Source organism: Bdellovibrio sp. SBM16 (assembly GCF_056175625.1).
Map to the genome: position 1 here is coordinate 101,191 of NZ_JBJKJG010000005.1, position 24,704 is coordinate 125,894.

Below are 24,704 nucleotides of genomic sequence, written 5' to 3' on the forward strand. Positions count from 1 at the left end.
AATGGCGTTAGCGAACAATGTTTTCTTTGCGGAACTTTTCGCTGACTGATTTTCCGTTACTCAGTTTTTGTACTTTACCGTTATTCTTAAGTGCTTGCTGTTCGGCAATCGCTGCCTGCTGCACCACATACTCAAATGAATCTTCAGGGCGTGAAGAGACGAGCACTTCACGCTGAACAGCATGACCGGATAAATCACCGGTTAAGCTCAGGCTTACATGTGATTGCCATTCTTTCGAGTAATTCTGTACGCGCAGTTCAACTATTTTAGTTTCGCCCTTAGCCATCGGCTCTAAGGTGCCTATCAAAATTTCTGATGATGTCACTTCTTTGCCTAAGATCCATTGGTAATCTAACGCTGTCGGAATGTCTTTTAAAGCCGTGAATCTGACCTGCACTAACGATGTGTCTTCCTTTTTTTCGGCCAACGAAACGTTTTCAATTTTAAGATCAATGTAATCAAACGAAGCCTGATCAAGTCCCAGCTTGGTCAACGGGATTGAAGCTAACTGACGCTCAGACAAACTGTAATCACTGTGGATGATGCGGGTAATCCCGTAACCAAAGGTTATACCCATTAACGATACGCAAATAGTTTTTAGTACGACGTGCTTGGACATAGTGTTGCTCCGTTTTGATCAGTTAATTTGTAGACACAGCTGCTGGTGTTAGAGATGCCGGTTGGGTTGCTTGAATAACCACGGACATTTAGTAAATAGTAAGACGAGCCCAGTGAATTTAAGTTTATTGATTCTGAATCTGTCGAACTGCGCGAGTTCAGCACCATGCTTGAATCGTTGGTGGTGTCTTTGGCAAATGAAATACAGGTGCCGCTGCCGTTATAAGCTGCGCAGTCTTCGTTAAAATAATATCCCGAACTTAAGACAACTAAATCAAGATCTTCTGTGCACGAGCTATCCGGTACCAGGCGAATTTCGCTTACACCGAATAAATCCGATTTTCTGATGGTAAAAAAGTGGTTGTTGTAACGCTGATCACTGTCGCGGCCGAAGGTCGATTCGTACGAACCACTGGTGTAAGTAAAATTACGCGGTTGTAAAACATTGCGGTTACAACTCGGTGAGGTTGTAAGTTTGATGGCAAAGCCTGGCCATGCATTGGCCGAAACACTGCCGCTCGAGGTAGATGTAACAGTTACGGTGTAAGAAGCACTGCCAGCTAAATGCAGGGATTCATCTTTCGTCATGATTGTAGTCATCGACGCTGAAAATGAATTTCCGTTAGCGGCAAAAACTTTGGCAAAAAATTTCGCCGAACTGCTAAACGGTGAAAGCGCATAACCCATGCCGTTGATGGTGGTGCCAAGCGCTGTCCAGTATTTATCAAAGCCGATACCGCCTCCGCAGTTATCGACACAGGTGTTTACGCCTTTAAATAAGCCGCGCGCAATTGAGGCTTCGCGAAAATGGCTTTCGCCGACGTATGTGGCCGCATCGACCTGATCATAAATGCTACCAAAGCCTGCTCCGTTACCGGGTTTATTCATTGGCATAAAAATCATTGAGCCGTTAAAAGTCGGTGTACCTTCGATGTAGCCGCGGGTATCACTGTAGTGCAGCCACTCGCCGTTTGGTAAGGCCGCAAGCAAGTTAGGATTAATTTTTGCGGTATTATTACGGATGATATGCGCACCCATAAAATTACCCCAAGCTTCAGACCACGCTAAACGCGGATCGATACGGTGCTGGGCATAGTGAGCGCCACCGGGTGAATCCATACGGCCGCAGACGTTTTCAATATGATGGCCGATTTCATGCAAGATAACAGCATCATCCCAGTGATCGGTGTCAATGGTACTGACGTTTCCATTGTAGCCGCCGCAGATGTAAAGTTCGTTGTCTTCACGTAAGTAAAAAGACAGCGTGCTGCTGCCGGCATCAGGATCGACGTAGGCCGCAGGATTGAATCCGGCTTTCCAGAAAATATCTAAGCGCTCATTTAAACAACTGACATCCAGGCTTGCTGTGTTGCTTGTGCTTAGCAGATATTCAAAGGTCGTGACCCAGTCATTATAGATATTAAAGGCTCCGCCTTCTATTTTACTAGAAACAGCTTCATCGGCCTGTGCAACTAAGTTAAGAGGGGAGTTGCTGCCACCGCCAAAACCACTGGATGTTAACGTACCGGAAATTTTATACACTGTGTTTGAGTAAATATCTTCTTTGATGGCGGCGTTAAGAGTCGCACTTACAGGTTTTCCCGTTGAAGGAAAAGTAAAATTTGAGCGTGCATACACCTCAATCGTGTAGGTGCCGGCATCGTTTGGCAGATATAGCTGAGACGTGCCATCCAGGGCGCGCAGCTCGCCGAGGCTGTTGGTAGTGCCGCATTGTACGGTTGTGCCATTACGTAACACTCGGATTTCGGCATACTTTATCGGTAAAGCGGTACCGATAACCGCACCGGTGGTAGCACTGGTTGCCACACCCATCGTGACCTGCAGATTCAGACCGCGGCGCAGGTATTTGGCCGTACCAGACACTGCCACGCCCGGGCTGTAACTGGTTGCAGTTGAACAAAATTCAGTTTCAGAGGTCACAGTCGGTGCTTTGTATTCATCTTTAACAGTAAAACTTTTTCCGCACGCCGAAATGACTGAGACGAAAGAAGTTAAAATAAAAAGTTTCAGGGTTGTGCGGTTCACTATTTGATCCTATTGATTATCTTTTTTATAAAGTTCGACTTCCTGAACTATTCTTTCGAAAGACTTATCCTGCGAGTTAATTATTCCGTCGGCAAAAGCACGTTTTTGCTGGTTGCTTCCGATAATTTCAAAACGCACGAAGCGGGCGATATCGCCGGTAAAGCCATTAACGTTTAATTCAAGTTCAAGCGGCGTGTTTTTTTGCAAACGCTCAAGCTGTCCGGTTAACTGACCGCTGCTAAGGCTTACACCTTCGCCGAGTTTCCATTCGTAAGTTAACGGATGGTTGTAATCGTAAGCGGTTTCAACCCGGGCAATCAGCTTACTGACCTGGCCTTTATCGACGAAGAATTTTAATTTAATCGAACGGTCAACCACACCACGGTAAGTAAACTGTGTACGCGGGATCGACGAAAGGCCGTGTTTGTTCTGCGGTTCATCATCATAACAGCTGCTAAGAAGTGTTAACAATAAAGCCAAAGTTATTCTGGGCATAACGTCCCCAAGTTGCTCGACATTGTGTATTTATAAGCGGTCGCGTTACTTAAACTTTTATTCGCTGTATAGGCGCGGATATTCAGCAAATATTTTTTATTCGCATTTAGTTTAATTGCTAAATTTGAGATCGACTTTGAATATGGGTTAGTGTTCGCCATGGTCGCGCGGTTAGAGGCCACCACAAAAGAATTGGTTGTGCGTGTAGGAACATAATTGCCCGAAGGGCATGAGCCGTCTGCAGCCTCGCCGCCATCGCAGCCGTAATCACCGTTAAAACGGTAGTCTTCTTCAAAGATAATCAGATCATGATCAGTCGTCGTGCCGGCTAGTTTTTCGAACGAGACGGTGATCGAATTTAATCCAGACAGTGTGCTTGGATCTAATAAATAGAAGTGATTTGAATAACGCTGGTCCGAGTTGATACCGGTAAAAAACGGATCATCGCTGCGGGCCTGTATGACGGTTGGCTTCGAGCATGCGCCCTGTACTAAACGGTGACCAACCGGAACCCATGTTAGGTGCGGGGTGCCGCTTACCGAAGTTACGTATTTCTGAGAAACCGAGGCTAAATTCTGATCTGAAAATAAATGCATCGCCTCAGCATCCGCCACACCTTGAACTGATGATGCCCACGTGGCCGGGGTGATCAGAGTTTTTAACTTTTCTAAAAATTGGTTCGAGTTAGAAAACGAATTGGCCGCATCACCGATACCACCAAAAGCATCAAAGGATTGCCACATTTGATTAAACGTTACTGTGCTTGAAGCAAAGACAGCGCTGCCGCACGAAACACAGAGTGATGCCGGAGCAACTGACATCTTAAATAACGCACGGGTAATTGAACCTTCACGAAAATGCCCCTCACCGGGATACAGAGTCGGATTTACCTGGTCAAACGGTACACCGAAATACGGTGCGATTTGCCATTCGCCCGGAGAAGTTCCCGGTTTTTTAAGATCAACCATAAAGCCAGAACCGTTCCCGACGTTTTGTACTGAATCTGAAAAACCAACAGAGTTAAATAAAAAACTCCAGCTTAAATTATCAGTCGGGCTGTTCGCCAACACTGTAGCTAACTCAGGATTAATATAATCCTGTCTTTTGTTTGTAACCATGGCGGCAAAATAATTCGCCCAGCCTTCATGCCATACTAAGCGTCCGTCCATACGGATGATCAGGGCATGTAACCCGCCCGGGGTATCGAAACGCCCGCACTGATCTTCAATAAAATGGCCCATTTCGTGGATTGTCGCAAAGTCATCGAAATGGTCTGTGTTTGATAAGCTGATATCACCTAACTGGCCGCCAGAGATATAAAAGCTGTTGGTGTCAGGTTTATAAAAAGAGGTGTTATCTAAAGTCTGCGGATCAGATGACGGGTATTCATACTGAAGCGGGTTAAAGCCGGCTTTCCAGTACATGCTGAACTCAGTCGATAGACACGTAAGTTCAGAATTTGCGACCGAAAGATTTTCATCGAGGTAGGTATACGCCTGGATAAAATTATTATAGATATTAAAGGCGCCACCTTTGATATTTACATCTTCGGTCTGGCGGGCATAGGCCACCAGGCTGATCGGTGTGGTGTTTACCCCATCCGAGTCAAAAGTAGTTTCTAAGAAGTAAACACGGTTGGTGTAAGGATCTTCTTTGACGGCTGCACGTGCCATAAATTCTTTGTTTGGCATTTCAATATTTGCCCGCGCATAAACACGGATAATGTAAGATTGTGCGGTCTTTGGGATTTCTAAGGCCCCGCCATTAATACCTACCAGGTTACCATCAAAGTCAGTGCGCCCGCACTGCACCAGCTGTTTTGTGCTGGCCGTGTAAATCGCTACCTCGGCATACGGGATCGGAAGCGGTTCAATGATCGGATCGCTCAGGATCATGTTTTTAATTTTATTATCGATCACCACCGGTTCGGTGGTACGTTTAAAAAAAGTAGCGCGTGCCGACACGGTCATCGGGTCAGAATAAGTAGTTTCGGTTAAACACTCGGGCACTTCTTCTGATTTCGAAAGATATTCCTGGGCTTCTGAACTTAAACGCGGTCCGCAGCTTTGCGTAAAAGCTGCAAACAAAAATAAGGCCGCTAAAATCAAAATCCTGTTGGTAAAGATCACAAGTATTTATCGGCTAAACTCGGGCAAAGATTGATAAATTTGACCGCTTTTACGGATAAAAAATGGTCCAGTTTCTCAGGATGAGACAGTTGTTAAAGTGAGTATATTGACTATGGAAAGATCCTGGAAAAAAAGTCCAGGAATTGATCATTAAGAAAAATAAAAAAAGGCTCGAAGACCACTCTGAAACATAAACCTCTTTTCGCTAGGTGGGTTTCCATTTAACAACTTTAGGCTTCTCACTACGAGGTGAGCTTGCACACCATTGTCAGGGACAGATCCCGTATAATAAGCTTGTAAGGTTTATTTTCGATGAGTTTTACGTCAGCGAACCCCCAGCTCTAATAATAGCAAATTCTTTAAAAAAGTCCACGAAACAGGACTCGAGAAGTACGAAAAAAAGCCCGAAGGGTTGGCATGATTTCTCAGATTGATTTCTATTTCCCATTTTTTGTTTTCTTTTATGGTCTGGTGCTCACTTTTGTGCTTGAAATTCCATTTTTTTTAAAATTAGCCCAGGATCGAATGCCTGAGTACCACGCCCAGTTTGAGAGACACCGCCAAATCGCCTTAATTTCGCTCTATGTTGGCGGACTTTGGTCATTGCAAAATATATGGTTTTCTTGATACTTTTCTTGCATGTCGCAAGAGGTAAATCCCAGTACAAGTTCGTCTAATAGCACCGCAGCGCCGCAGATCTTTTCTGTTGAACAGGTCAATGGCCTTTTGCGCGGACTGATCGAGGAAAATATCGGGACTGTGTGGATAAAAGGTGAGATTTCGAATTTCAAACCTCATTCTTCGGGTCATTTTTATTTTTCTTTAAAAGATTCTAAAGCCCAGATCAGTGCCATGATGTTTCGTGGTTACAACTCGAAATTAAAATTCAAACCACACGATGGCCTGGAAGTTATCGTGCGCGGTAAAATTACCGTTTACGAACCGCGCGGCACCTATTCGATCGCCTGTGAGATGATGGAGCCGGTTGGGGCCGGTGCTTTACAAAAACAATTTGAACAACTGCGCGACAAATTAAAAGCCGAAGGTTTGTTTGATCCGGCCCGCAAACAACCGATTCCAACTTATCCAAAAACCGTAGCGATCGTAACTTCTCCAACCGGAGCCGCGATTCAGGATATTTTAAATATCATGAACCGCCGTGCGCGTGGGGTGCAGGTGATTGTCGTTCCGGCGATAGTCCAAGGGGCGGCAGCCGCGCCGTCATTGGTTGAGGGTTTTAAAAAAGCCGAGCTGCTTAAACCTGATGTGATCATAATCGGCCGTGGTGGCGGATCAATTGAAGATATGTGGTGCTTTAACGATGAGACGCTGGCGCGCACTATCGCGGCCAGCAAAATTCCGGTGATCTCAGCCGTAGGGCACGAAATTGATTTTACTATCTGTGATTTTGTCGCTGACCTGCGTGCTCCGACACCTTCGGCAGCTGCAGAGCTGGTTGCCAAAAGTTCGCATGAAATTATTCAAAAGCTTGAGCAGTTGCAAAGACTGTTAAAATTAGCGATCGGCCGTCGGTTGCAGCATAAACAACAGTCACTCCTGTTGCAGGCAAAACGCCTGGTCGATCCGAAAAAGAAATTGCAGGATCTCTTTGTCCGTAACGACGATCTTTATTCACGCCTGGAGCTGGCAGTAAACAACTATTTGGCCCATGCCCGCCGTGATGTGCAGTTGCTGCGTTCACGCCTGGTTTCGCCTAAACAGGTGATCGAAATCAAAAAAGTTTCGTTACAGCAGCGCCAGCAAAAACTGAGCAACAGCCTTAATAAGAATATAACTGAGTACAAATTCAGATTAGAAAATGCCATGGCCTTACTTGATTCTTTGAGTCCGCTAAAGGTCGTCGACCGTGGTTACAGTATTGTAACCAAAGGCAATGAAGTCGTTAAGTCGGTTAAACAGGTGAAGGTGGGCGATCTGCTTTCGGTTAAGGTTTCCGACGGTGTTATTGAAACAGAAATTAAAAGTATTAGCTAATTATTATCAGCCTGCGGCTGAAGGAGTCCTGGATGGATTTTGAAAAAAAATTGAATCGTTTAGAAGAGATCGTACAAAAAATGGAAAAAGGAGAGTTGTCTTTAGATGAATCCCTTAAATTGTTCGAAGAAGGCGTTAAACTTTCGCGCGATTGCCATGGTCAATTAACCAACGCCGAAGCGCAGGTTAAAAAGTTGGTTTCTGTTGACGAAAAAGGTAACGCTGTAACAGAAAAATTTTCTGCAGACGAATAATACTATGAGCCCTGAACTTTCACAGATCCAGAGCCGCTTTATCGCTGAGTTTGACCAGTATGCTGCAAATTCACTGCACCAGCTTGCGCGCAAGCTGCCCGAGGTAAAAGTTCTGTGGGAGAGTCTTAATTATTCTTTTGAATCGGGCGGAAAACGCTTTCGCCCGTTTTTAACTTCTCTGGTCGTTAATGCCTACAGTAAGTCGCAGAACTATCTTCCCTTTGCGCTCGCGACGGAAATGATTCACACCTATTCTTTAATTCACGATGATCTGCCGTGCATGGATAATGACGATTTCAGACGCGGTAAACCGACTAATCACAAAGTCTTCGGTGAAGACATTGCGCTCTTGGCCGGCGATGCTTTTTTAACGCAGGCGTTGTCGTTACTGGCTCATGAATATTCTGAACATCCCAAACTGGCTGTTGAATTAATAAAATTACTTTCACTCAAAGCCGGAGCTGTTGGCATGATCGGTGGCCAGGTTCTGGATATGAAAAGCAGCGCGGATATTACGCTTGTGCAATTAGAACTTATGCACCGGTTAAAGACCGGAGCACTGATCGAGGCTGCTGTCATGGGTGGTGCATTGATTTGCGATGCAAATGCTGATGAAACGTTAGCTTTTTCCCGCTATGCCCAGTCGATCGGTTTGGCCTTTCAGATAAAAGACGATATTCTGGATGCCGGCGAAAAAGATCAGGATTTCAAAAGTTTTATCAATTTACTGGGAATGGAAAAGACCAAAGCCGAATTACAAAAGCAGGTCGATATTTCACTGCAGGCACTGGATAAGCTGGCACATTTAAATACCCAGCCGCTAAAAGATCTAGTGATTTACAATCAAACCCGAAATAAATAATGCGTTTAGACCTGTTTCTTGTTCAGCATAAAAATATCGAATCACGCACAAAAGCGCAGGAGCTGATCGCACAAGGCCTGGTGTTGTTGAATAACAAGGTTCTGACCAAGCCAAGCTTTGATGTGAGCGAAGAGATGTTTGCGGCCATTACTGTCGCCGAAAATAATTTAAGCCAGTATGTTTCACGGGCCGGTTTTAAGCTGGCCGGCGCTTTGGACCACGTAAAACAAAATGTTGCCGGTCTTAAAATTCTTGATGTTGGCCAGTCTACCGGTGGATTTACTGATGCCCTTCTTCAGCGCGGAGTACAACATGTGACCGGTCTTGATGTCGGTACGGCCCAGCTGCACGAAAAAATTAAAGCCGACTCACGCGTAACTTATTATGAAAATTTAAATGTTAAAGACATTGCCTCGCACGTTTTAGGCAAAGAAACATTTGATGGTATTGTCTGTGATGTGTCGTTTATCTCCCTGACGAAGGTCGTTGCCTATTTGGAACCACTGCTTAAGACAAAAGGCTTTTTTTTACTCTTGGTGAAGCCCCAGTTCGAGTGTGGCCCACAGGCCCTTGATAAAAACGGAATTGTCAGTGATCCTGAAGTCTACAAAACCATCCAAACCCAGATCACTGCATTGTGCGATACTACGTTTAATTGCGAGGCTGAATATTTTTCCAGTTCGATCACAGGTAAAGATGGCAACAAGGAGTTTTTCATCTATGGAAAGAAAAATTAATCACTTTGTCTTATTGCTGCCTTTTTTATTTTTCGTGGGCTGTCAGTCGCTACGTAAAACTCAGCCGGTAAAACCATTTACTCCGCAGGTCGTTACATCTGGTGCCGCTACTACGACGGTAGCCGTGCCGCCTGTAACTACGGCAACAACAACCTCTGTAAGCCCGGCAGCGCCGGCTATTGTTACTCCGCAGATCGTAACCCCACAATTTACCACCGGACCGGTCAAGGGCCTGCCTAAGTTCGGTATTATTTTTTCTGCCGGTGGGGCAAAAGCCTGGGCCCACGTGGGTGTATTAAAAGAAATGCAGAAGTTTAAGTTTCCGGTGATTAGTGTGGCCGGCATTGAATGGGGTTCGGTAGTAGCGGCCACTTTTGCCCAGAACGCCTCAGTAAACGAAGTTGAGTGGGAGATGAACAAGTTTAAAGATATCGACGATTGGCAGGAGTTTGTGCAGGCGGCCTTTGCCCGTAAGAGCACGCATGATTTTAAGATGCCGTTTGTCTGCCCGTCGGTGAATTTAAAAACCAAAACCAGCTACATGTTAAACCGTGGCCAATTAGACCAGTTTTTACCTTTCTGTATTCCATCGGCAGGCATTACGAAACCCTACGGAAACAGCGTGGCTAATTTAACTGATTTGAATTTAACCATTCAGCATTTAAAGGCAACCGGCGTAAATAAGATTATTCTGATCAATGTGATTGCCGGCAAAAATGACTCAGCGATTATAAAATCGGTGGATGCGCCAGAAAATCAGATCTGGGGCCAGTTTGCGGCTTCTTTGGCTAAAAAGAATCCGGCTATTGATGAGGTGATTGATATTGATCTCGGTGATTATGATATCGATGATTTTGATAAACGACGCGATATTATGGTCAAAGGCTCTGAATTAGGATACAGTCAGGTCAAACGAATCGCCGATAAATACAGATTATAAGGAATAGTGCTATGGCAGTCAGTAAAGCGACCCGTAAGTCGACAGAAAACCCAGAAATTTTTAAACGCCGCCGTCAGAAAGTTATGGCCGGACTTAACGGCGCAGCCCTGTTAGTTGCCGCGCATCCTGAACATGTCAGAAATGATGATGTTCATTATCCGTACCGTCAAGATTCTAATATGTATTACTTAACCGGTTTTGAAGAGCCGGAGTGTTTCTTGTTGCTTCGCCCTGGCAAGTCACCGGAGTCAGTGATGTTCGTACGCCAGAAAAACGTCGAGCGTGAAACCTGGGATGGCTTTCGTTTCGGCCCAGAGGGCACAAAAAAAGAATTTTTAATCGATGAAGTTTACCCGATTGAAGATTTTGAAAAAAAAGCCGTTGAATTACTTAAAGGCTATGAAGATCTGTATTACCGCTTATTTAAAAACCCTGAGGCTGATCACCGTGTACAAAACGTTTTATTAACTTTAAAACGCGCCCATGGCCGTTCTGGTTACGGTCTGCTTTCAATCAAAGATGCCGACACGTTTTTAGGCGAATACAGATTACGTAAAAATGAAGATGATTTACGTAATCAGCGCGCAGCCTGCGAAATCACGGCTAAAGCGCATGTCGAAGCCATGAAATTCTGCCGCCCGGGTGTAACCGAGCGCCAGGTACAGGCAGTATTGTCACACGCTTTCTATTCGAACGGTTCGGGCCGTGAAGGCTATAATTTTATCGTTGCCAGCGGTAATAATGCGACGACGTTACACTACAACTTTAACGACCAGGTTTGTGAAAACGGCGAGTTGTTATTAATTGATGCCGGTTGTGAAATCAATTTTTACTCTGGTGATATTACCAGAACATTTCCGGTCAACGGACGTTTTACGCCGGTGCAGAAAAAAGTGTATGAAGGTGTTTTAAAAATTCAGAAAGAAATTATCGACTATATCAAGCCGGGTATTTACTTTAAAGACCTGCATGCAATGGGTGAAAGCCTGTTAACTGATTTAATGATCGAGTTATCACTAGTGCGTGGCCGTAAAGAAGATATCATGAAAGCCAACGAGCACCGTAAGTACTATCCGCACGGTATCGGTCACTGGTTAGGTATGGATGTGCATGATTCTGGTCTTTACATGATCAAAGGTGAACCGCGTCCGATCGAAGCGGGTATGGTATTTACCATTGAGCCAGGTCTTTATATCCCGGCTAACGATATGACAGCGCCTGAAGAGTTGCGCGGTATCGGTATCCGTATTGAAGATAATATTCTTGTGACCGAAAGAGGTTCAGAAAACCTTACGGCATTGGTGCCGAAAGAAGTTGATGAGATCGAGAAATTAATGGCAGCGACCCGCTAGTCGCTGTTATTCCAGATTAATACCTTCTTCTTTGATTAAACTCTGAGATTTAATATCTTTAAATTTGATCTGCATAATTAGCGGTGAGCTATCATCGCTGTCTTCACTGAACAGCTGGATCTGCATATAAAAATTTGCATTTTCATCCATCGGAATTTTTAAACCTTTAATCTCGGCAATGTCTTTTTGATAGCGCTTGGTAAAGCTTTCGATCTCTACACGTGCCGGTTTTTTATATTTAAGAAGATGCTTTTTGGCCTGTAATGCACGAGTGTAAACTTCTTTTTCAAGCTGATCTTTGGCGTATTCTTTTTTAACGCGCGAATAGAGCATTAAAGCAATGGCTACGCTGATAAAAACTATACAGAGATTTTTGACTAAGTTTAACACGTAAGAAATCTTTCTGCATGCGAGCTTGCATGACTTTGTTTAAATAAAGCGGTGGTGTAGCCAGTTTTTTTCTCTGGCGGCAGTTGCCAGCTCCAGTTCGGTTTTAAATAAACGATCATCACGGGAAGCCGCACTCACGGCCAATCGGATATGAGTAGCATTTTCCAGTAATTCAAAATCTCCCATCGTATTGCCGCTGGCTAAAAACGGCTTAACATTACCGGTGTGTTTAAGCAGGGCTTCTACTTTGCCGCCTCTGTAAGTGACCGGCAATACCGGTTTATCGGTAACGACGCCGTTAATAACCTCTGTTTCAACGCCTATGACATTGTCGGCAGATAAGCCCAAAGCCAATGCACCCGGTTCGACCGCCCATTTAATCGAAGCGGTGACGATATAAATCTTAACCCCGTGATTTTTCAACAGATCAATTAAACGCTTTTGCTCTGAAAAAATAGGATTAGGCTTGATATCGGCAAAAGCCTGTTGTGCCCAGGCGCGGACCTGAGCCAGTGACTGACCTTGATTGATCTGTGCTAACCACATATAGGCCGGGCGCGGATCACTGTTGATCTTTTTCATTTCCAGGTAATGCTCAAAAGGATCCGGTGGCAGTGGCACCTGTTTGTTGTCGATCTGGTAATGAAAGAAACTTTCACCCAGATCGGTATCCCAGAGGGTGCCGTCGGCATCAAAGGCGGCAATAAGTGGCTTTTGTGCCTGCTTTAATTCGACAATTGTTTTTTCGATTTCGGTCCAAAATTCGGTGGGATAAGCTTTGTAATTCACCCAATTAATGTAACATCTGGTTAGGACTTGGCTCTACTAAAAAATTAAGTTCAAATAGACAAATGTCTATAAAGTACCGCATTGCCCAAATCGAAGATGTTCCGTCCGTTTACCAGTTTGCTGAAGATAAACTGCGCGAAGAATTTCCTGATGAAATGGAACTGATGATGCAGGTATGGAACTCACGCTTTCGTAAAGAAGCGCTAGAACACTATTTAAAAATGGGCTGGAGTTTTATCGCTTATGACGAAAATAATAAAATCCAGGGGTTTTTCTTGGGACAGCCGTTTTTATTTTTTCAGAGCCATACACAGACACTCTGGATTGAGATGCTGACAGCTGCTAATTTTAAAATTGAAGCCGAACTTGCTGAAATTGCCATTAAACTGTCACGTGATAAACATCTGCAGAAAGTGGTGTTGCCGAAGTCAGTAGAGACGCTGCATTTTGAAAATGCCGCGTTTAAGTTTCAAAAATGGTCGGATGAATGTGTTTGGGTAAAGACAACTAAGTAGAAAGCAAATCAGGCAAAGTATGAAAGATTTTTCTCCGAAGACCAGAACAACGAACTTACAGAAGCTAGCAACCGAACAATTTGATATCTTGGTTTTAGGCGGTGGTATTACCGGTGCCGGTGTCGCCAGAGACGCTGCAGCCCGCGGTTTAAAAGTGGCTTTGATTGAAGCTAATGATTTCGCCTTCGGTACCTCATCGCGTTCAAGTAAACTTATTCATGGCGGTATCCGCTATTTAGAAAACAAAGAGTTCAGTCTGGTTTTCGAGGCGTTAAATGAAAGAGCAAAACTTTTTCATATGGCCCCGCATTTAGTGCATCCCTTAAGATTTATGATTCCGCTGTTTTCTGACAGTCGCGTGAGTATGTTTAAAATGGGCCTGGGCATGTGGTTGTATGATGCGCTTTCGCTGTTTCAGACACCCGAGATGCATGAACGGTTAACGGCCAGCGAAACTTTGGACCGCATGCCGATCGTTAAAGCCCATGGGCTTAACGGATCGTTTATCTATTCGGATGCCTACATGGACGATGACCGTCTGGTGCACGAAACCCTGCGCTCGGCCAATGAGCATGGTGCCGTCTGTGTAAACTACGTGACTGCAGATAAATCTGAGTTCGCAGCCGATGGTAAAATCGCGGCCATCCTGGCCACTGATGTATTGACCGGCAAAAAAATTAAAATCGCGGCCAAACATGTGATCTGTTCAGTCGGACCGTGGACGGATATCGTCGGCCATAAAGTAGTCAACGACTGGAAAGATATCTTACGACCAACCAAGGGAATTCATTTAACTTTTGAAAAAGAGCGTTTACCGCTGACTTCGGCCGTTGTGATGGCCGCGCAGGAATCAAGCCGTATCGTATTTGCGATTCCGCGCCACGAGATGGTGATCATCGGAACTACCGACACGGATTTTAAAGGCAATCCGTCGGATGCCACGGTGACTCCGGAAGATGTCGAGTATTTATTAAATATTACTAATCAGTATTTTCCGGGAGCAAAACTTAAGGCTTCGGATATTGTTTCAAGTTATGTCGGCGTGCGCCCGTTGGTAAAAGATGACTCATCATCTGAAGGTAAAACCAGCCGTGAACACACAATTATGTCGGATGAGCGAGGCTTTACTTTCGTAGCCGGCGGAAAATATACGACCTACCGTCTGATGGCAGAGCAGATCGTAAACTGCGCTTTAAAACTCTTTCCGTTTGAAATCAGAGCGTCGCTAAAGCCCTGTCAGACCAACGAGCCATTAAACCAATACACCACAGTTGATGCCTACGCTGAGTCGATGCAGACCGCGGCCAATTCACTGCAAAAGCAGTTGGCCGAGCGCTATGGCAAAGAAAATTTAGTGATCTTAGAGAAGTACGGCTATACCGATAAGATCTGGTGTTTAGAAGCGTATCAGGCGATCAATACCACCATGTGTTTAAACCTGATTGATTTCTATACTCGTCGTGTCCCGTTGTTCTTAGCCGATAAACAGCACGGTTTACAGTTTTTAGATGACGTGGCCGAAGTATTTAAAGCGGAACTAAATCTTTCTGAAGCAGAGATTAACAAACAGAAGCAGGATTTGAAAGATTACGTCGCTACCGTTCTACAGTGGAAAAAGAATTTTTAAATCCGTACAGCCGTGATTCGAAGTTGTTATTTAACCAGTTGAGAATTTTCAGCGGATTTTGTGTTACGCAGAGGGGATCAATAACCGGTGTGAGAATCTCGCCTTTGCCAAGTAGTCCATGTAGAGAACTAAATCGATAGTCTTCGCACTTTTGTGTTATTTTGGCTTCGACAGGATTGCGGTATATATATTTATAACTATTTAAGTATTGCGCCATGTTTGTGATGGGCTCCACCAGTGATTCTTCCGGAAAATTAATTTTTAATTCTTTAAAAAGTGCTGCGGTAAAATAGTTTTCTGTAGCTTTAGTACTTTTAAACAGAATGTGTATATGTGATGTCATCATCACCAGAGCCTGGATTTCAATGGAATGCAGATCAGCCTGTTTTTTCAATTGATAATTCAGAAGAAGCCAATCCAGTTCCGGAAAATACGGGTGTGCCGTCATGGCAAAATTCAGATGAAAGTATTCGGTGGTATCTTTTTTAAATTTGATTCTTTTATGAAGTGCAGTCATCGTTAGTTAGATTTAGCAAACGAACGAGCATCGTGAGATATCATTTACGTCTACTTGACAAAATACATTCCGTATTTCGGAAATAAAAAAGGGAGCTTGTAGGCTCCCTTTTTTTTAAAATGATCTTAAATGTAGTAAAAAAGGCCTGGAAGGCTTTAAACCATTGTTTTAGTTAAATCGCGTACTTTTTTCGATGCGAAATTTTCGTTTACGAAATTCCAGTTAACGTGGTTCCAGAATGTCTCAAGATATTTTTGACGTAAGTTTCTGTAATCAACGTAGTAGGCGTGTTCCCAAACGTCAGCCGTTAGGATCGGTGTTGGGCCGTTGTTGGTAAACGGTACCGCTGCATTTGAAGTAGAAACTAAAGATAATTTACCAGAGTTATCTACGCATAACCAGATCCAGCCAGAACCGAAAGTTTTCATGCCGCCGTCAACGAATTTAGCTTTTAACTCGTCCATTGAACCGAAGTCTTTAGTGATTTGAGCCGCTAATTCAGCTGAAGGCGCGCCGCCAGTTCCTGCCGGAGACATGCCAAACCAGAAAAACGTGTGATTCCAGATTTGAGCCGCGTTGTTAAAGATACCACCAGAAGAAGTTAATACGATTTCTTCTAATGATTTACCTTTTAACGAAGCGTCTGTTTCGATGAATTTGTTTAAGTTCACGATGTACGCGTTATGGTGCTTATCGTAGTGATAAGTCATTTGCTCTTCATTGAATAATGGAGCTAAGCCTGTTTTTGCGTACGGTAATTGAGGTAGTTTAAACATTTTGTGTTGTCCTTTCTATTGACAGAACCGAGAGTCTACTGGGACTCCGTTAAGCATATTACGAACAAAAGTAGGCAGAGTAAACGCCGCACTATGTAGATCTTCGTTGTAGTAGTGCAGTTGTTGTGAATTCACAAACTGAGCTGCCTGAGATGCATTAAAATCTTTTACAGGGTGGTACTGGCCCTTAATAGCCATTTGTAACGACCACATGCCTGATGGGTAGGTCGGCTGGTGGAACAACATCGTGTGTACCTGGTTTTGGCCAAACACAGATTTTAAGCAGTTATTTAACTCAACAAAAGTTTTTGAATGGAACATCGGTGATTCACCCTGGGTGACTAAAATACCGTTAGGTTTTAACGCCTTCATGCAGTTTGTGTAAAATTCTTTGGTAAATAAACCTTCTGCAGGGCCAGCCGGGTCAGAGCCGTCAACTACGATTAAATCGTAAGATTCAGGTTTTGCTTCAGCCGCAAATTTAATACCGTCACCGATGATTAGGTTTAACTTAGGATTTGAAAATTCACGTGCGATCTGTGGTAAGTGAGCTTTAGAAGCACGGATAACCGCTTCGTCAATTTCAACCATCGTGATTTTTTCTACCGACGGATATTTGAATAATTCACGGATCGTTCCGCCGTCACCGCCACCGATAACTAAAATATTTTTTACCGGACCAGCCACTGATTGGAAAGCCTGTGTAGCAGGGTGGGCGATCATTTCGTGATAGTGGTATTCATCACGCTCAGTGCACATAACCATGTCATCGATGGCTAACATTTTACCGTAAGCACAAGAATCTAGAATACGAACGCGTTGAAATTCAGAACGTTCATCGAATAAAATTTCGCCGGTGTAGCGTAAAGATAAAGCCTGGTTTTCATCTTTGTCAGTGAACCAAACATTGCGGCTGATTTTGTAGCCTTTAGACGGATCATAGTTTTCAGCATCGTTTGGTTTAACCTGTAACGAGTCACCTTTTTTGATGACCTGAGTTGAACCACGGTTCATTTCTAGAGCTGAGTAATTGGCGCCGAAAGCAGATCTTAAAAATTCAAAAGAAACCCAAGGGTCAACCGAGCCACCGCAGGTAAATAGATCGACTGCCGCATAGTTGTATTCAGGCCAGGTGTGAATCGCTAAATGTGATTCTTGGATTACAACCACACCAGAAACTCCGTACGGAGAAAAGTGGTGGAATGTTGAGTTGATAACCGTGGCACCTGCAGTCTGTGCCGCTTTAACCATTGCAGCTTCAATTGCACCAACATCGTTTAAAATGTCGCCTTTGCAGTTTGTGAACTCAACTAGAATATGACTTCCTAATGCCTTCATACCTTTGGGATTCCTTCTCTAAAACGGGTTTAATTTTAGAGGAGAAACTAAGGCCTAGGGGGGTGTGAGGCAAGCCTTTTTTAGGTTTTTTGTCTGATCTCAAAAGAATGGTGAATTTTTTGGTCGAAACAGTCTTGCGGAATAGTTTTTTCAGTCGTGTTTTTGATGCTAAATGCCGCCTCGAGCGCTGGATCCAGCTTAAATTTGCGCTTGTTCGTCGAGAAATACAAAACGCCGTCAGGTTTTAAAAATTTCATCGATTGTTCGATAATAAATTTTTGGTCTTTTTCGACCTCAAAATCTTCCTTCATATCCTTAGAATTCGAAAACGTCGGAGGATCTAAAAATACCATATCAAAAGAATGCTCATAATCTGGCCAATCACAGGCTGTTTTTAAAAATTCCATCGCATTTTGCTCGATAAAACGGTGCTGATTAGGGTCGATGTTGTTTAATTCAAAGTTATCTTTGCCCCAGGCGAGGTAATTTTTAGACATATCGACACTGACAGTCTGGGCTCCCGCTTTGGCAGCCATCAGCGACACGGTACAGGTGTAAGAAAACAGATTTAACAATTTTTTGCCGTTCGCATTTTTTAAGAAAAAATAGCGCATCGGGCGGTGGTCGATGAATAACCCTGTGTCGAGATAATCCCACAGATTAACCAGCACCGGTACGCCGTTTTCTAAGACAGCAAAGCGGCGCTGAGTTGATTCAAGTTTGTTGTACTGGTTGGTGCCTTTTTGTTTTTCACGTTTTTTGAATAGAATTTTCTCCGGTGCAAATTTTAACACCTCAGCCACCGCTTGCGTGACTTCGGTATCTTTATTTTTACCTTGGTCGATCAGTTCGGTTTTATCGTAAATGACACAGTAGTCTTTGTAGATATCGATTAAAAACGGGTATTCCGGAATATCCTTATCATACAGGCGGTAAGCTTCGATTTTGTTTTTATCAGCCCACGGCTTAAGTTTTTTTAGATTTTTCTCCAAACGGTTTTTGATCATTTAGTGAATATAATTCAAAAACGAATAAAACACTCCAAAATTGTCACTCTGGGTAAGTTTTACTGTCTAAAAAACTACTAGCTCTCATATAGGGCCGATTGTGATAGGAAGACCTGTCGTTTTAATTAGTATTTTCATTGGGGGATAGTAATGAAAAAGCATTCTAAAGCCGTATTTACGATGATGATGATTTTCGGGGCCGCTTATATCTTAGCAGCTTCTGGTTGTGCTGATTCGGGCGGTAATTCAGGTACGAATCTGACAGCACCGGTAGATCAGAATAATAACGGTGGCGAAGATGACAGCATGGTCTTACAACCTATTGACGCCAGTCAGGTGCGAGAGTGCACCGACAGTGAATTCGCCCAGTTAGTTTCTTGGCGAAATGCAGTTGATAAAGCCAATGGTGAAATCGACACAGTTAAAGGCAAACAATCTCAAGGCGCGGTCCAGGCCAGTTTAAACGCCATTAAGAGCTGCGATAGCCGGTTTGCCTACCATAAAGTGCAACCGTGCAAAAAAACAAAAAAAACAATCGTCAACACAACGGTAAAAGTTTACGACGCTTTTACTATCAAACGTGATTGCTCAAAAGTAGAAACTTATTTAACTAAACATCAGTTGCGCCCGCAACCAGGTGTAACACCGGCTCCGGTTCAGCCTACGCCGAACCCTGCGCCGAACCCGCAACCACTACCGGTAGATCCGGTTGAACCACCACTGGTGATTGATCAGCCGGCCGGTACGTTAACTATGTGCTCGCAGGATGAGTTTTCGCGTTTATCACAGTGGTCAACGTCACAGGATAAGGCCAATAAGTCGATAGCCAAACTTGGTTCACAAAGTGCGTGGAAATACGATGCCCAGGCGATCACAGATGCCGCTTTAGCCGTTAAACAGTGTGAATCGCTAATGAGCTACCACGCTAAGCGTCCGTGCGAGAAAAACATCAAACAGGATAATGGCTCGATGCTTAACCGCCAGTATACGCGAGAATCATTAGCTGAGCGCTGTAATACCTCTCGTAAATACTTTTACGATTACGTTCAGAATAAAACGACGTTGATTTTTCCGAATGCAGATCTTTATGTCGATTTAAGTCATTTTGCGCAACAACGCTTTGAGGCGCAGTCGTTTGTTACTTTAGGTTCGTGTGTGGCTGAAAACCGATCTGACAGCACAATTGATTATTCTGGCCGTAAAGCCTTGGTTACTGAGACGCGTGGTTTTGAACAAAAGATGTTAGTGTTAATCACGGCTGAGGGTTTAAAAATCGACTGTTATGGTTTAGATATCGGAGATGCGTTCAGTAAAACTGAAATTGTGCGCGTGTTAAAAGCCGAAGGCACCGATATTCGTTTGGAATACCGTTTGAAATAATTGATTTAAGTGAGCGATTTAATGATGGCTTTAAAATATTCCGGCATTTCTGGCCGGTAGTACCAGGCCAGAGCAAGTTTATAATCAAAGTACTGATCCGGGGAGATATCAACAATCTCCCCTTTTTTTACGGCATCCTTGGCGAATTCTTCTGATAAAACCGAGTATCCGCCACCTAAGACGATCATTGATAGCAGCGCATCCGTATTGTTTGCATAATGACGGCCAGGTTGTACTTTGTTTTTCAAGCGGTACTTTTCAAGATAGAGAAACGTGAAGCGGTCTGCAGGATCAAAATCAACGATCGCTTCATTTTCAATAATATCCTGTAATTTACGTTTCTTCCATGCCTTTGGAACGTAAAGCTTATAGCGCTCAGCTTTAAGAATACGTGAATCCATCTCTTTAGTGACTTCATGGTGCTCGAGAACAGCTAAATCACACTGGCCGGTCTTAAGTTTATCCCGGCTTTCGCTGTTGTCTGATAGATCAAATCTGAATCTGACCTTTGGATATCTGGCTTTATGGGAAAGTAAGTTGGGAATGACCCGAGATCGCAAAATGCTTGATGGTCCCGAGATGCCGATTTCAATGATGTGTTCAAAAGATGCCTTTTGAATCTTTGAAAGGGTCATTCCCTCATTTTCTAAACTTAGCTTTACGTACTGAAGAAGAAATTCTCCTTCGTTCGTCAGCTTCATACCCTTCCTTGATCTGATGAAAAGTGTTGTTTGCAACTGCTTTTCTAAAGATCTGATCCTTTGGGTTACTCCAGTCTGAGTAATCCCTAAAATGTGCGAGGCTTCTTGAACCGTGCCCTTTTGGACAACTGCCCAAAAAGCCTCTAGGGTGGGGCTGAGTAAACTCATTTAAAATCATAATAAACTCAAAATTATGAATTATACAAATACTTTGTTTTTTTCTAGAGTGCGCAGCAACAGAGTTATCAACACATGTCGTGTGGAAAACTTTTGTAAGTAAAAATAAAAAGGAAAAAACTATGAAAATAAATATGCTCACACTGACGCTTTTCGGATTTTTATCGCTTGGTCTGAAAACCGCGGCTGGAGCGCAAGACACGCTTGTGGATAAGTCTGTGAATTACGGCGAAAAGTACTTATGCCAGATCAAAACGGCAGACGAAAAAACTTATTCACTAAATATAGAGTGGACCGCAGAGCCGGATAAATTTTCAAAAATCCCTAAATGGAAAGAAACACTGAAGTACCAGCTTTTTGAAAATTTACAACAGATCGATAGCGGCAGTTTTTCAGATCAGGGTTTTGGTTACAACAAAATCGCTCTGACCTTTGCTTACGACAAGTATGTAATGACCGGAGACTCAAGTTTTGCCACCAGAGTGGGAACTAACACCAGCAATGTGCACATCGAAATCAAAAAAGGCTATGATCAAGAGGCCAAAGAGGTTTTAAGTGTCGCGAGTTTTACAGCAACTCATACTTTTGATAAGTTCTACGGCACGGTAAATTCCAAACAGATCAATCTGACCATCGTTAGCTCTGAGTGTGCGGTGGAAGCTGCTAATAAACAATAGGCTAAGGCTGGACAAAGCTTTGTTGATGTTGCTCTAATAGGCCTATGAAAAAAATAATTTTAATCTTACCGTTATTTTTTGGTTTACGCCTATTAGCAGCAGACTTTAACGATTACTTTAAAAATACTTTCGACGAAGCTGATCAGGCCTTTTCGCAGTCTTTTGCAACGATCAAAACATTGCAGCCGACAGCCGAAAAGCACGAATTTACTTTTGATCAGGGAACAATTCAGTCGGTTTTTTGGCCGGCAAAAAACAAAAGTGATAAATTGTTGGTTATTTTTTCTGGTACACACGGCATTGAGGCTTTTGTCGGCTCGGCGGTGCAGCGCTGGCTGGTGGATCAACCGTTTGTGCAAAACCGTGAAAACGTAAATATTTTGTTGGTGCATGGTTTTAATGTCTACGGTTTTAAAAACAAACGCCGTGTTAACGAAAACAATATCGATTTAAACAGAAATTTTATAGTCGACCGCTCGACCTGGCAAAGCGATGATAGCGGCTATAAGAATCTGTATGATTATTTAAACCCGAATGATCCCGCTACCTATGGGTTGTGGTCGGAGATCAAGTTTATGTGGAATGCTGTTGTAAAAATGGTGCGTTACGGTTTAGAAAATCTGCGCAATGCGATTCTACGTGGCCAGTACACTTATCCCGAAGGTCTTTATTACGGTGGTAATACGATCGCTAAACAATGGGATCTTATGAATCAGCTTATTGATAAATATGTTGCCGGCCATAGCAAAGTGTTTGTGATAGATTTGCACACCGGTTACGGCGCGCGCGGTAAATTACATTTACTGGCGAACGGTAAAAAAGAAGGAAACCCACTGACTGAAGTGTTTACCGAGCCCGGCGAAATCGACTACGGTTCGGATAAAAAATTCTATTCGATCCAGGGCGAGATGCTTAGCTTTTTCATTCATGAAATTAATTACAAATTAAAAGACAAAGCCCCTGCATCGGTAGGTATTACTTTTGAGTACGGTACCTTAGACAGTCAGAAGACCACCGGTTCAATCGAGTCGTTGCGCCGTATGGTATATGAGAATCAGAATTTCTGGCATCCGGCAAATGATCCTGCGGATGCAGAAAAGATTAAACATGACTTTCAAGAGATGTTTTTTCCGTCTGACCGCGAATGGCGTAAAACCATCTTAGATCAGACAGAAGAAAAAACAAAAAAGATTATCGATTGGTTATCTAAGTAGCTACTTTCTTAGCGGACTTAGTTTTTGCATCAAGTACGTGTACTCTAAGCCTAGCATAGTCGCATACTCTTTTAAGTTTGCGGCTCTGCCGTGGCCGCCATCAATATTTTCATAATACAGTACCGGATGGCCCAGTTGTTTTAACCGCGCCACCATCTGACGGGCGTGCCCTGGATGTACGCGGTCGTCTTTAGTGCTGGTGATGTAAAAGGCCTCTGGGTATTTTACGTTCGGCTTAATGTTATGAAGCGGGGAGTATTTCATTAACACTTCACGCTCAGCCGGAATATCAGGGTTTCCGTATTCAGCCTGCCAGCTGGCACCGGCTAATAATTTATTATAGCGAATCATATTGGTGAGCGGAACTTCGCTGACCACCGCGCCGTAAAGATCCGGCCGCTGGGTTAACATAACGCTTGTTAATAAACCGCCATTAGAGCCGCCCATGATGCCCAGATGTTGCGGAGACGTGATTTTTCTGCGGATTAAATCTTCACTGACCGCAATAAAATCATCAAACGCCTTCTGGCGGTTAATGCCGATGGCGGCTTTATGCCATGCCGGTCCGTATTCACCGCCGCCGCGAATATTGGCCAGCACATACACGTTACCACGCGATAACCACACTTTACCCGGAACACCTAAGTAGTAAGGTGTCATCGCCGCTTCAAAACCGCCGTAACCGTATTGTAATGTCGGATTTTTACCGTCTAATTTTAAATTTTTCGCGTGCACGACAAAGTAAGGAATCTGGGTTCCGTCTTTACTTTTGGCCTTATACTGATGCGAAGTAAAATTTTTCGCATTAAATCTTTGCGGCGATGCCTGGATAAATTTCAGCTGCACATTGGTATTTTGTGCCGAATCGGTGTAATAGATTTGCGCCGGAGTTAAAAAATCTGTGTAACTGAAGTAGGCTCTGTTTGAGTCTTGATCTACCGCTATCGCTGACCAATTACCTTTATCCATGCCTTTTAGGCCGTGATTGAATTTGCCGGTAACCCATTTGTTATTAATACGATCGACCGGAATCATGGTGCGTTTGACATCACGAAGTCCTGCAATCCAGAACTGATCTTTGTTTTTTGTGGTGGCCAGTACAACTTCAGTTTGGCTCGGTAAAAAAATCACTTCAGGATCTTTAACATTTTGCAGGGTGTACAGCGGAAACGATAACAATGTTCCCGGCGGCACGGTTTTATCTTTGATTTTATAATCCGATTTTACCGAGAAGATCAGCTGGTCTTTAAAGATCGTTCTGACTTCGGCATCCTGCGGGATCGGAACTTTTACCAACTTTTGGGTTGCTAAATCAGCTAAATAGAAAACTTCGTATTCGTAAAACGAAATCGATTTGTAAATAATAAAATGGATCTTGTCCTGGTCAGAGACCATCCAGCTGTCGATGCTGACATAGTGTTTCGGCACATCAGTAATAAATGTAGCCTGATCCAGTTTTTGTCCACGTTTGATATATTTTAAAGTCTGCGGGTAACCTGAAGTCGTCAATTTATCCGGGTCAGTGGCATCTGTCCAAAGCAGGGTGTTTTCATCAAACCATTCAAACTGGCTCTTTGATTCAGGAAAAGAGAAACCGTTTTCGACAAACTGTTTGGTTTCCAGATTGTATTCGCGGGCCGTAACCGCATCTTTACCGCCATTTGACAGAAACACCAGACACATCTTGTTGTTTTTCTTGTAACAATTGTGGCCTTTCCACACCCAGTTTTGATTCTCGGCTTTGGCGATGGCATCTAAATCCAAGACCACTTCCCAGTTATCTTTGCGCGCGTTGTAGTCGGCAACAGAAATACGTTTTAATTGGCCGCGCACATGCACTTGGTCTTGCCAGTACTGGTAAAGCTGGTTGTCGTGAAAGTAAATTGCCGGCAATTTATCCTTGGCCGTGATAACATCTAAAATTTCTTTTTCGATGACCGGAAACAACGGATCGGTTTTTAGGCGGGCTACCGACAGCACATTTTCAACTTCGTAAAATCTGCGCACTTCAGGTGAATCAATTTCTTCGAGGTAACTTAAATCTTTTGATAAGGGGTCGTTTGACATATTTGACTTCAATGAGCAGGCGTTAAAGGTAAGGGCACAAAAAAATAGAGCTATGATGTTTTTCATAGCTCTATTCTAAAGAATTAAAATTTTAAAACAAT

General features: G+C 43.5%; 23 protein-coding genes and 1 other RNA gene. 11 read left to right on the forward strand and 13 right to left on the reverse strand.

Annotated features, from left to right (window positions below; all coding sequences use genetic code 11):
* Window positions 1-7 precede the first annotated feature (7 nt).
* From AC04MM_RS06025 to ssrS, 5 genes are all read right to left on the reverse strand, one after another.
* Entirely contained in the window at window positions 8-619 is a 612-nt protein-coding gene (locus tag AC04MM_RS06025) for a hypothetical protein (RefSeq protein WP_475379428.1), read from the reverse strand.
* Complete coding sequence (locus AC04MM_RS06030; protein WP_475379429.1) at window positions 598-2,664, reverse strand: hypothetical protein; 2,067 nt, start codon at window positions 2,662-2,664, stop codon at window positions 598-600. Before AC04MM_RS06030 ends, AC04MM_RS06025 begins: the two co-directional genes overlap by 22 nt.
* A gap of 9 nt (window positions 2,665-2,673) precedes the next feature.
* Window positions 2,674-3,159, reverse strand: coding sequence for a hypothetical protein (locus tag AC04MM_RS06035; protein ID WP_475379430.1), 486 nt, complete (start codon window positions 3,157-3,159; stop codon window positions 2,674-2,676).
* A complete protein-coding gene (locus AC04MM_RS06040; protein ID WP_475379431.1) occupies window positions 3,147-5,267 on the reverse strand; it encodes a hypothetical protein in 2,121 nt (706 codons plus the stop codon). Before AC04MM_RS06040 ends, AC04MM_RS06035 begins: the two co-directional genes overlap by 13 nt.
* A gap of 183 nt (window positions 5,268-5,450) precedes the next feature.
* A non-coding RNA gene (gene ssrS, locus AC04MM_RS06045) (6S RNA) lies at window positions 5,451-5,627 on the reverse strand.
* 300 nt (window positions 5,628-5,927) lie between these two features.
* On the opposite strand from ssrS, the gene xseA reads away from it, so the two are divergent.
* From xseA to AC04MM_RS06075, 6 genes are read left to right on the forward strand one after another with little or no spacing between them, the layout of a single operon-like run.
* Entirely contained in the window at window positions 5,928-7,283 is a 1,356-nt protein-coding gene (gene xseA / locus AC04MM_RS06050) for an exodeoxyribonuclease VII large subunit (protein WP_475379432.1), read from the forward strand.
* Between the two features lie 32 nt (window positions 7,284-7,315).
* A complete protein-coding gene (gene xseB / locus AC04MM_RS06055; RefSeq protein ID WP_475379433.1) occupies window positions 7,316-7,537 on the forward strand; it encodes an exodeoxyribonuclease VII small subunit in 222 nt (73 codons plus the stop codon).
* A 4-nt stretch (window positions 7,538-7,541) separates the two neighbouring features.
* The gene (locus tag AC04MM_RS06060; RefSeq protein ID WP_475379434.1) at window positions 7,542-8,399 is read left to right on the forward strand and encodes a polyprenyl synthetase family protein; all 858 of its coding nucleotides are present in this window, start codon (window positions 7,542-7,544) and stop codon (window positions 8,397-8,399) included.
* A complete protein-coding gene (locus AC04MM_RS06065; RefSeq protein ID WP_475379435.1) occupies window positions 8,399-9,136 on the forward strand; it encodes a TlyA family RNA methyltransferase in 738 nt (245 codons plus the stop codon). The genes AC04MM_RS06060 and AC04MM_RS06065 overlap by 1 nt, the downstream gene beginning before the upstream one ends.
* Window positions 9,120-10,076, forward strand: a complete 957-nt coding sequence (locus AC04MM_RS06070) for a patatin-like phospholipase family protein (protein ID WP_475379436.1) — start codon at window positions 9,120-9,122, stop codon at window positions 10,074-10,076. Before AC04MM_RS06065 ends, AC04MM_RS06070 begins: the two co-directional genes overlap by 17 nt.
* Before the next feature lie 11 nt (window positions 10,077-10,087).
* Window positions 10,088-11,428 carry an aminopeptidase P N-terminal domain-containing protein gene (locus tag AC04MM_RS06075; protein ID WP_475379437.1) on the forward strand — a complete coding sequence of 447 codons (1,341 nt, stop codon included), beginning with the start codon at window positions 10,088-10,090 and terminating at the stop codon, window positions 11,426-11,428.
* A gap of 6 nt (window positions 11,429-11,434) precedes the next feature.
* Here AC04MM_RS06075 and AC04MM_RS06080 read toward each other — a convergent pair whose 3' ends face one another.
* Together AC04MM_RS06080 and AC04MM_RS06085 are read right to left on the reverse strand one after the other, a co-directional pair.
* Window positions 11,435-11,818, reverse strand: a complete 384-nt coding sequence (locus AC04MM_RS06080) for a hypothetical protein (RefSeq protein WP_475379438.1) — start codon at window positions 11,816-11,818, stop codon at window positions 11,435-11,437.
* Window positions 11,819-11,857: 39 nt separating this feature from the next.
* The gene (locus tag AC04MM_RS06085) at window positions 11,858-12,607 is read right to left on the reverse strand and encodes an HAD family hydrolase (RefSeq protein ID WP_475379439.1); all 750 of its coding nucleotides are present in this window, start codon (window positions 12,605-12,607) and stop codon (window positions 11,858-11,860) included.
* Between the two features lie 62 nt (window positions 12,608-12,669).
* On the opposite strand from AC04MM_RS06085, the gene AC04MM_RS06090 reads away from it, so the two are divergent.
* Window positions 12,670-13,122: a hypothetical protein gene (locus tag AC04MM_RS06090; protein WP_475379440.1), complete on the forward strand. Its 453-nt coding sequence runs from the start codon at window positions 12,670-12,672 to the stop codon at window positions 13,120-13,122.
* Window positions 13,123-13,141: 19 nt separating this feature from the next.
* Complete coding sequence (locus tag AC04MM_RS06095) at window positions 13,142-14,749, forward strand: glycerol-3-phosphate dehydrogenase/oxidase (RefSeq protein ID WP_475379441.1); 1,608 nt, start codon at window positions 13,142-13,144, stop codon at window positions 14,747-14,749.
* Here AC04MM_RS06095 and AC04MM_RS06100 read toward each other — a convergent pair.
* The 4 genes from AC04MM_RS06100 to AC04MM_RS06115 form a co-directional block, all read right to left on the reverse strand.
* A complete protein-coding gene (locus tag AC04MM_RS06100; RefSeq protein ID WP_475379442.1) occupies window positions 14,718-15,266 on the reverse strand; it encodes a transposase in 549 nt (182 codons plus the stop codon). The genes AC04MM_RS06095 and AC04MM_RS06100 overlap by 32 nt on opposite strands.
* A gap of 155 nt (window positions 15,267-15,421) precedes the next feature.
* A complete protein-coding gene (locus AC04MM_RS06105; protein ID WP_475379443.1) occupies window positions 15,422-16,042 on the reverse strand; it encodes a superoxide dismutase in 621 nt (206 codons plus the stop codon).
* Window positions 16,043-16,057: 15 nt separating this feature from the next.
* Window positions 16,058-17,380 carry a polyamine aminopropyltransferase gene (gene speE / locus AC04MM_RS06110; protein WP_475379444.1) on the reverse strand — a complete coding sequence of 441 codons (1,323 nt, stop codon included), beginning with the start codon at window positions 17,378-17,380 and terminating at the stop codon, window positions 16,058-16,060.
* An 80-nt stretch (window positions 17,381-17,460) separates the two neighbouring features.
* Window positions 17,461-18,387, reverse strand: coding sequence for a class I SAM-dependent methyltransferase (locus AC04MM_RS06115; RefSeq protein ID WP_475379445.1), 927 nt, complete (start codon window positions 18,385-18,387; stop codon window positions 17,461-17,463).
* 150 nt (window positions 18,388-18,537) lie between these two features.
* On the opposite strand from AC04MM_RS06115, the gene AC04MM_RS06120 reads away from it, so the two are divergent.
* The gene (locus AC04MM_RS06120) at window positions 18,538-19,767 is read left to right on the forward strand and encodes a hypothetical protein (RefSeq protein ID WP_475379446.1); all 1,230 of its coding nucleotides are present in this window, start codon (window positions 18,538-18,540) and stop codon (window positions 19,765-19,767) included.
* Window positions 19,768-19,772: 5 nt separating this feature from the next.
* Here AC04MM_RS06120 and AC04MM_RS06125 read toward each other — a convergent pair whose 3' ends face one another.
* The gene (locus AC04MM_RS06125) at window positions 19,773-20,636 is read right to left on the reverse strand and encodes a LysR family transcriptional regulator (RefSeq protein WP_475379447.1); all 864 of its coding nucleotides are present in this window, start codon (window positions 20,634-20,636) and stop codon (window positions 19,773-19,775) included.
* Window positions 20,637-20,767: 131 nt separating this feature from the next.
* Here AC04MM_RS06125 and AC04MM_RS06130 point away from each other — a divergent pair, with 131 nt between their 5' ends.
* A complete protein-coding gene (locus AC04MM_RS06130) occupies window positions 20,768-21,322 on the forward strand; it encodes a hypothetical protein (protein WP_475379448.1) in 555 nt (184 codons plus the stop codon).
* A gap of 44 nt (window positions 21,323-21,366) precedes the next feature.
* Window positions 21,367-22,536, forward strand: coding sequence for a M14 family metallopeptidase (locus AC04MM_RS06135; RefSeq protein WP_475379449.1), 1,170 nt, complete (start codon window positions 21,367-21,369; stop codon window positions 22,534-22,536).
* On the opposite strand, the gene AC04MM_RS06140 is transcribed toward AC04MM_RS06135, so the two are convergent.
* A complete protein-coding gene (locus AC04MM_RS06140) occupies window positions 22,537-24,603 on the reverse strand; it encodes a prolyl oligopeptidase family serine peptidase (RefSeq protein WP_475379450.1) in 2,067 nt (688 codons plus the stop codon).
* Window positions 24,604-24,704: the final 101 nt, after the last annotated feature.